The sequence below is a fragment of the Hydrogenophaga sp. genome, from assembly GCF_048549895.1.
Taxonomy (GTDB): Bacteria; Pseudomonadota; Gammaproteobacteria; order Burkholderiales; family Burkholderiaceae_C; genus Hydrogenophaga.
In genome coordinates, this window is record NZ_JBLYYB010000118.1 from 1 (window position 1) to 6,868 (window position 6,868).

General features: G+C 64.2%; 7 protein-coding genes. 4 read left to right on the top strand and 3 right to left on the bottom strand.

Features of this window, described 5'->3' with window-relative positions; genetic code table 11:
- Positions 1–183: 183 nt before the first annotated feature.
- A complete protein-coding gene (locus ACN4F8_RS12355) occupies positions 184–1,275 on the bottom strand; it encodes a porin (RefSeq protein WP_419473868.1) in 1,092 nt (363 codons plus the stop codon).
- Between the two features lie 327 nt (positions 1,276–1,602).
- Between ACN4F8_RS12355 and coq7 the strand changes: the two genes are divergently transcribed.
- Positions 1,603–2,262, top strand: coding sequence for a 2-polyprenyl-3-methyl-6-methoxy-1,4-benzoquinone monooxygenase (gene coq7, locus ACN4F8_RS12360; protein WP_419473869.1), 660 nt, complete (start codon positions 1,603–1,605; stop codon positions 2,260–2,262).
- A 9-nt stretch (positions 2,263–2,271) separates the two neighbouring features.
- Here the strand turns inward: coq7 and ACN4F8_RS12365 are convergent, their stop codons facing one another.
- Positions 2,272–2,721 carry an OsmC family protein gene (locus ACN4F8_RS12365; protein WP_419473870.1) on the bottom strand — a complete coding sequence of 150 codons (450 nt, stop codon included), beginning with the start codon at positions 2,719–2,721 and terminating at the stop codon, positions 2,272–2,274.
- A gap of 235 nt (positions 2,722–2,956) precedes the next feature.
- Here ACN4F8_RS12365 and ilvA point away from each other — a divergent pair, with 235 nt between their 5' ends.
- Together ilvA and ACN4F8_RS12375 are read left to right on the top strand one after the other, a co-directional pair.
- On the top strand, positions 2,957–4,558 hold the full coding sequence (gene ilvA, locus ACN4F8_RS12370) for a threonine ammonia-lyase, biosynthetic (RefSeq protein WP_419473871.1): 1,602 nt from the start codon (positions 2,957–2,959) through the stop codon (positions 4,556–4,558).
- Between the two features lie 17 nt (positions 4,559–4,575).
- Positions 4,576–5,673, top strand: a complete 1,098-nt coding sequence (locus ACN4F8_RS12375; protein ID WP_419473872.1) for a nicotinate-nucleotide--dimethylbenzimidazole phosphoribosyltransferase — start codon at positions 4,576–4,578, stop codon at positions 5,671–5,673.
- A 32-nt stretch (positions 5,674–5,705) separates the two neighbouring features.
- Here the strand turns inward: ACN4F8_RS12375 and ACN4F8_RS12380 are convergent, their stop codons facing one another.
- Positions 5,706–6,215, bottom strand: a complete 510-nt coding sequence (locus ACN4F8_RS12380; RefSeq protein ID WP_419473873.1) for a type II secretion system protein N — start codon at positions 6,213–6,215, stop codon at positions 5,706–5,708.
- Positions 6,216–6,318: 103 nt separating this feature from the next.
- On the opposite strand from ACN4F8_RS12380, the gene gspG reads away from it, so the two are divergent.
- Positions 6,319–6,786, top strand: coding sequence for a type II secretion system major pseudopilin GspG (gene gspG, locus ACN4F8_RS12385; protein WP_419473874.1), 468 nt, complete (start codon positions 6,319–6,321; stop codon positions 6,784–6,786).
- Positions 6,787–6,868 lie beyond the last annotated feature (82 nt).

Consider the following 6,868-nt stretch of genomic DNA (forward strand, 5'->3'; position numbering starts at 1 on the left):
GCCAGCGTGTAGTCCCTCTGCGTGCGCTTGATGCCTGATTCCATTTGACTTGCCTTTTCTTTCACGAAAAAGTGTCAACCTCTGGCAGGACGGGTCATTCCAAAGAAAAAAGCCCGGCACAGAGAACCGGGCTTTTGATCTGAAGAACTCGACAGTCCGAAGCCGGACCGTCTTCCGCAGAGATTAGAAAACGTGGCTGATACCGACGTTGTAGCCAGTCGAGCGGCCGTTTGCCGAGTTGGTGGATGCAGGGCCGTTCAGAGCCAGGTTCGCGCCGTTCTTGTTCTTCAGCGAAGCAACCGTCGCGTAGACAGCGGTGCGCTTGGACAGGTCGTAGATATAACCGACTGCAAACTTCGTGATCTTGGGATCAGTTGCCAAGCCAACAACGTCAATTTTGGAGGAGTTGTACGACGCGCGCAAACGGCCTGGGCCAACTGGAGCAACTGCGCCGATCTCAAAGTTGGTGACCTTGGCAATAGCGGCACCAGTTGCTGTGTTGTTGGCTTTCTCTTGGCCGAAGTTGGTCATCAACTTGGCAACGCCAAAGTCGTACGACACGCCACCGACAACCGACTTGTGGTCAGCGCTGGTGGTCAGGCCCAACACGGGACTAGCGGCTGCCAACGTCGCGCCACCATCGGTGTCGCTGTACGCCAGTTCAGCCATCAAAGGACCAGCAGCGTAGTTCAAGCGAATGCCAGCGCTGCGGCCTGCGTCGTTGCCAGCGGCAGCCACTTCGTCAAACGCGTACTGAGCATGGGCCTGGAAACCAGACATGCGTGGGGTGCTGTAGGTGATGGCGTTGCTGTTCCAGACTGGGTTGGCCTGGCCAGTGGCGCCGTGCGCCACAACACGGTTGGCAAAGCCGAAGCCGTTACCCACGCCGCCGGTGCCAAATGGTGAAAACAGGAAGCCTGACCAGAAGGTCGTGGAGTACTCACGGCCCAGACGCACTTCACCGAAGCCACCTTCGAGGCCAACCCAGGCGCCGCGATCACCGATCGAGCTGGCGGCAGGTGCGTCAGCAGCCAAGCTGGTTTCGATCTGGAACTTTGCCTTCAAGCCGCCGCCGAGGTCTTCCGTGCCACGGAAGCCCAGACGGTTGGTGGTCATGTTGCTGCTGGTCAAACCGGTGTTGTCGGTGCTGCCGGTGCCGCTGTTGTTCACGCTGGTGAAACCAACGTCAACCACGCCGTACAAGGTCACGGAAGACTGGGCCATCACGGCGCCGGTAGCGGCCAGGGCGGCCAAAGCAATCAGGGTCTTTTTCATGGAAAGGTTCTCCAAGGGTTGAATAAGGACTGGTGGTCTGTGCCGCCGAGCCGACCTCCATCAGAAGGTTGAATGGATTGCATCAGAAAGTGATGGAGGGCGCCACGGTGGAAACCGCATTTCTGTCTTTCTGGCGCCCTTGGATGGTGCTTCTGTTGCACCACCGCGACGCACTCGGTAGTTACCCTTAAGCCATTCATTGGCAGATACTTTGCGGGGTATTCAGCCCGGCGTTTCCGATGATCCGGGTGTGCGTTGCAACATCGCTCGGTGTGTTCGCCACGCCCGTGGCAGCATCGCTTTTTCATTCACGTGGACGGACTTTCCATGAGCACTGTTTCAGACGCCTTGATCAATGCCACCGACTCGGCGTTGAGAACCTTGTTCGTGACCCCGAGGGCCTCGCGCGATTGCCCCACGGTGCCGGAGCGGGCGACCGACCACGAACTCAGCGATGCTGAAAAGCACCTCTCTGGTGCCTTGATGCGGGTGAACCACGTCGGTGAGGTGTGTGCCCAGGCCCTGTACACGGCGCAGGCGCTCACGGCGCGCTGGCCGGGCAAGTCGGCCCGGCCCAACGAGGCGCTGGCCCTTCAGTTGGAAGCGGCTGGCAAAGAGGAAACGGACCACCTGGCCTGGACCCAGACGCGGCTGGACGAGCTGGGCGCGCGCGCCTCGCTGTTGAACCCGCTGTGGTACGCGGGCGCCTTTGGCCTGGGGCTGATGGCCGGGCGCCTGGGGCACGGGGTGAGTCTCGGTTTTGTGGTGGAAACCGAACGCCAGGTGGAGGCCCACCTGGCAGAGCACATGGAACGCCTGCCTGCGGGCGACCACGCTTCACGCGCCATCGTCGCGCAGATGAAGCAGGACGAGGCCCGGCACGCACGCGAGGCTCAGGGCGCGGGGGCGGTGGAGTTGCCGGCGCCGGTGAAAGGACTGATGAAGCTGGCTGCCAAGGTCATGACGACGGTGGCGCACCGCATTTGAGCCGCTGGCTCAGGCCTCCAGCACGTCGAAGCTGGTGGTGATGGCCGCCGTCTTGCCCAGCATGATGCTGGCCGAGCAGTATTTGTCGTGGCTCATGGCGATGGCACGCTCCACCGCGACCGGCGGAATGGCTTTCCCGCTCACCGTGAAGTGCATGTGAATCTTGGTGAAGACCTTTGGGTCGACTTCAGCGCGCTCGGTTTCCAGCTTCACGCTGCAGCCTTTCACGTCGTGGCGGCCACGCTTGAGGATGAGAACCACGTCGTAGGCGGTGCAGCCACCGGTGCCGGCCAGAACGGTTTCCATGGGGCGGGGTGCCATGTTGGATCCACCGTTCTCGGGCTTGGCGGCGTCGGGCGCGCCGTCCATCGTGATCACATGGCCGCTGCCGGTTTCGGCCACAAAACCCATGTGGGAGCGGGTACCGGCTGCGCCGGTCCAGGTGACGGTGCATTCCATGGGCGTATCCAGTCGTGAAGCAAAAAAAGGGGGGGGTGACGGAGTTGGGGGCAGCGCCCTAGAAAGCGCTAAAAAACGACGACACATGTTGCGTCGCAACATGGCTTCGATATACTCGCGGCATTGTATGCAAGGTTGTCTCCTCTACCCCCCCGTGGGTGGATTCAAGCCCGGACCGGTTCTGCCAGTCCGGGCTTTTTTTCGCCCCGATATGATGCGGCTGGAGAACATTTGTATGACAAACCGCGCCGCCAAACCCCCAGCACAGACCCCGCCCTCGCCCGCCACCGACCTGGGGCCGGCCGACTACTTGAAAAAAATCCTGACCGCCCGGGTGTACGACGTGGCGGTCGAATCGGCGCTGGAGCCCGCCCGCAACCTGAGCGAGCGGCTGCACAACACGGTGCTGCTCAAGCGCGAAGACCAGCAGCCGGTGTTCAGCTTCAAGCTGCGGGGTGCCTACAACAAGATGGCGCACCTCACGCCGGAGCAGCTCAAGAAGGGTGTGATCTGCGCGTCGGCCGGCAACCACGCCCAGGGCGTGGCGCTGAGTGGGCGCAAGCTGGGCACGCGCGCGGTGATCGTCATGCCCACCACCACACCGCAGGTGAAGATTGATGCGGTGCGCGGCTTTGGTGGCGAGGTGGTGCTGCACGGCGAGAGCTACACCGACGCTTACAACCACGCGGTGGGTCTCCAGAAAAAGCAAGGGCTCACGTTTGTGCACCCGTTCGACGATCCCGACGTGATCGCCGGCCAGGGCACGATTGCCATGGAAATCCTGCGGCAGTTGCAGAGTCTGGGTTCGGACCACCTGGACGCGGTGTTCGTGGCCATCGGTGGTGGTGGTCTCATTTCGGGTGTGGCGAACTACATCAAGGCGCTGCGCCCGGAGATCAAGGTGATCGGCGTGCAGATGAACGACTCGGACGCCATGATCCGTTCGGTGCGCGAAGGCGAGCGCACCACGCTGGCCGATGTGGGCCTGTTCTCCGACGGCACGGCGGTGAAATTGGTGGGTGAAGAAACCTTCCGCATCGCCCGCGGTCTGGTGGACGAATTCATCACGGTGGACACCGACGCGGTGTGCGCGGCCATCAAGGACGTGTTCGTGGACACGCGCAGCATCGTGGAGCCGGCGGGCGCGCTGTCGGTGGCGGCCATCAAACAATACGTGGCGACCCACAAGACGCGCGGCAAGACCTACGCGGCCATTCTGTGCGGCGCCAACATGAACTTCGACCGTTTGCGCTTTGTGGCCGAGCGGGCCGAGGTGGGCGAAGAACGCGAAGCACTCTTTGCCGTGACGATTCCGGAGGAGCGCGGTAGCTTCCGGCGCTTTTGCGAGCTCATTGGCGACCTGCCGGGTGGCCCGCGCAACGTGACCGAGTTCAACTACCGCATCCACGACGGCAGCAAAGCCCATGTGTTCGTAGGCCTGACCACGCAGGGCAAAGGCGAGTCGGGAAAGATCGCCAAAAACCTCATCAAACACGGCTTCCAGACGCTGGACCTGACCCACGACGACCTGGCCAAGGAACACATCCGCCACATGGTGGGCGGGCATTCACCGCTGGCGAACGACGAGCGTTTGCTGAGGTTTGTTTTTCCGGAGCGCCCGGGCGCTCTGCTGAAGTTTTTGAGCCTGATGCGACCGGGCTGGAACATCAGTCTGTTTCACTACCGCAACCAGGGCGCGGACTACGGGCGCATTCTGGTGGGCCTGCAGGTGCCGGCCAAAGACCACAAGGCTTTCGACAAGTTTCTGGAAACGCTGGGCTATCCCTGCGTGGAAGAGACCGACAACCCCGTTTACCGCCTGTTCCTGCAGAGCTGAGCGCAGCGGATCGCACCATGGCACAAGACCCCATCTTTGCTCCGATCACCAAGCGCTCGGCGGCGTTGCCGGATGCGCTGAAGTTGCCGCCGGTGGCAAGCACGTCAGACACGATGCTCGAATTTGCGTTGCGCCAACGCCTGGCACCCCGGGGCTCGCCGGAGCACGCCCTGGGGCGCATGGAGTCGCTGGTGTTGCAGCTGGCGCGCGCGCAGAACGGCATGTCCATCGAATTCGACCTGCTGGCATTCGACTCGCCACAGCTGGTGGTGTTTGCCGCCGACCACGGCATCGCGGACGAAGGCATGTCGTCGATGGCGCCCACGATGACGGAAGAGATGGTGATGCAGCTGCTGCGCGGTCAGGCGCCGGTGAATGCGCTTGCTGCGCTGCACGGTTTTGATCTCACCGTGGTGGACGCGGGCATGGCCAAGCCGATTTCTGCACCGGGTGACACCAAACTGCGCGGTTCACTGCTGCTGCGCAAGATCGCCTACGGCACCCGCAATGTGTTGCTCGGACCGGCCATGTCCACCGCGCAGGCGGTCTCGGCCGTGCATGCCGGCATGGACGTGGTGCGCCACCTGCCGGGCAATGTGCTCGCGCTGGGAGACGTGGGTGTGGCCAATGCGGTGAGCGCGGCCTTGCTGCTGTCGCGTTTGTGCGGTGTGCCGCTGGTGGACGCTTTTGGCCGCGACGACACCGAGGCCAGCGCGCTGGACGACACACACCATGTGCAGCGGGTGGAAAAACTGTCGGCAGCCGCCGCGCGCCACCGCAACGCCATCGGTCCGTTTGAAGCGCTGGCTGCGCTCGGCGGATTCGAGATTGCCATGATGACCGGCGCCATGCTGCAGGCCGCCAGCGAACGCCGCGTGGTGCTGGTGGACGGCTACGTGGCCGGTGCTGCGGCCCTGGTGGCACGCGGTCTGTGCCCGGACGTGGTGGACTACCTGGTGTTCACCCACCGCGCGGCCGATGCCGGGCACCGCCTGCTGCTCATCCACATGCAGACGCAGCCGCTGCTTGACATGGGCCTGCGCATTGGTCAGGGCACGGGCGCGCTCATGGCCTGGCCGATGCTGCTGGCCGCGCAAAGTCTGCTGGAGCGATAGTTCCCACGCCGCCTGGCGTGGGAGCCTTCACATCAGGAAGGCGCGGCGGGAGTCGCGGGCAGGCTCAGCTCGATGGTGGCTGGGCCGTCAACCGATGCACCCAGCCGTGCGCCCCGGCGCGTCACGGATTGCAGCACCAGACCACCCTCCAGCAACGCGCCCACCCGGTACGGCCGAGGCGGCTGACCATTCACCGCAATCAGCGCTGCGCCGTCGGGCGCGTTGGCAGCCACCACACCCGACAGGCTGTACTGAGTGCCCGTGATCACGGGGGCAGCGGGCGATTGCGCAGTCTGCGGCACAGCCCCCAGCACCCGCGCCACGGCAACGCTGTCCACCTCCATCGCCGACGGGGCTGCAACGCTCGGCGGCGTGAACGGCGAGCGCCCGGCGGCGAGCAACACCCAGTAGCCCGCACCAAGGCCTGCCGCGAGCCACAACAGGCCCGCCACCCACGCTGGCGCGCGACGCCCGGCACCCTGCAGCGCGGCAGGGCTTTCCATCAAGGTTGTGTGATGACCGAGCGTAGGACGTAGTTTCATATGCGCGGATTATGATCTTTTGGCCCCTTCAGCCCAGGCGGGGCCACACGCCAGCAAGCGCCTCTGCGCTCTTGCACCCATGCCAGTTTCAGGGAGCCCGATCTTGACCAGCCACCGCCAACACACCCCTCCTGGCTGCCTGCCACACCGCGTCGTGGGCGCTGTGCAGCGGGGTTTCACCCTCATCGAACTCATGGTGGTGCTGGTCATCATCGGCGTGCTGGCGGCGCTGATCGTGCCCAACGTTCTCGACCGTGCCGACGACGCCCGGGTGACCGCAGCCAAGACCGACGTCAACAACCTGATGCAGGCGCTCAAGCTCTACCGCCTGGACAACCAGCGCTACCCCACCGGCGAACAAGGCCTCAACGCCCTGGTGACCAAGCCCACCACCGGCCCGGTGCCGCCCAACTGGCGCCCCTACCTCGACAAACTGCCGGCCGATCCCTGGGGCCGCCCGTACCAATACCTCAACCCGGGCCTCAAGGGCGAGGTGGACGTGCTCTCACTGGGCGCCGACGGCCAGCCGGGCGGAGAGAACCGCGATGCCGATGTGGGCAGTTGGCAGTGAACACCTTGCCCCCACGCTCCGCCGCTGCGCGGGTCGCTGCCCCCCGAGGGGGCTGTTTCGCCTTGGGGCGGCCCGGCGGCGA

Coding starts and splice junctions, on each gene's coding strand:
- coq7 (WP_419473869.1), top strand. CDS start 1,603: ATGAGCACTGTTTCAGACGCCTTGATCAATGCCACCGACTCGGCGTTG.
- ACN4F8_RS12355 (WP_419473868.1), bottom strand. CDS start 1,275: ATGAAAAAGACCCTGATTGCTTTGGCCGCCCTGGCCGCTACCGGCGCC.
- ACN4F8_RS12375 (WP_419473872.1), top strand. CDS start 4,576: ATGGCACAAGACCCCATCTTTGCTCCGATCACCAAGCGCTCGGCGGCG.
- ACN4F8_RS12380 (WP_419473873.1), bottom strand. CDS start 6,215: ATGAAACTACGTCCTACGCTCGGTCATCACACAACCTTGATGGAAAGC.
- ACN4F8_RS12365 (WP_419473870.1), bottom strand. CDS start 2,721: ATGGAATGCACCGTCACCTGGACCGGCGCAGCCGGTACCCGCTCCCAC.
- ilvA (WP_419473871.1), top strand. CDS start 2,957: ATGACAAACCGCGCCGCCAAACCCCCAGCACAGACCCCGCCCTCGCCC.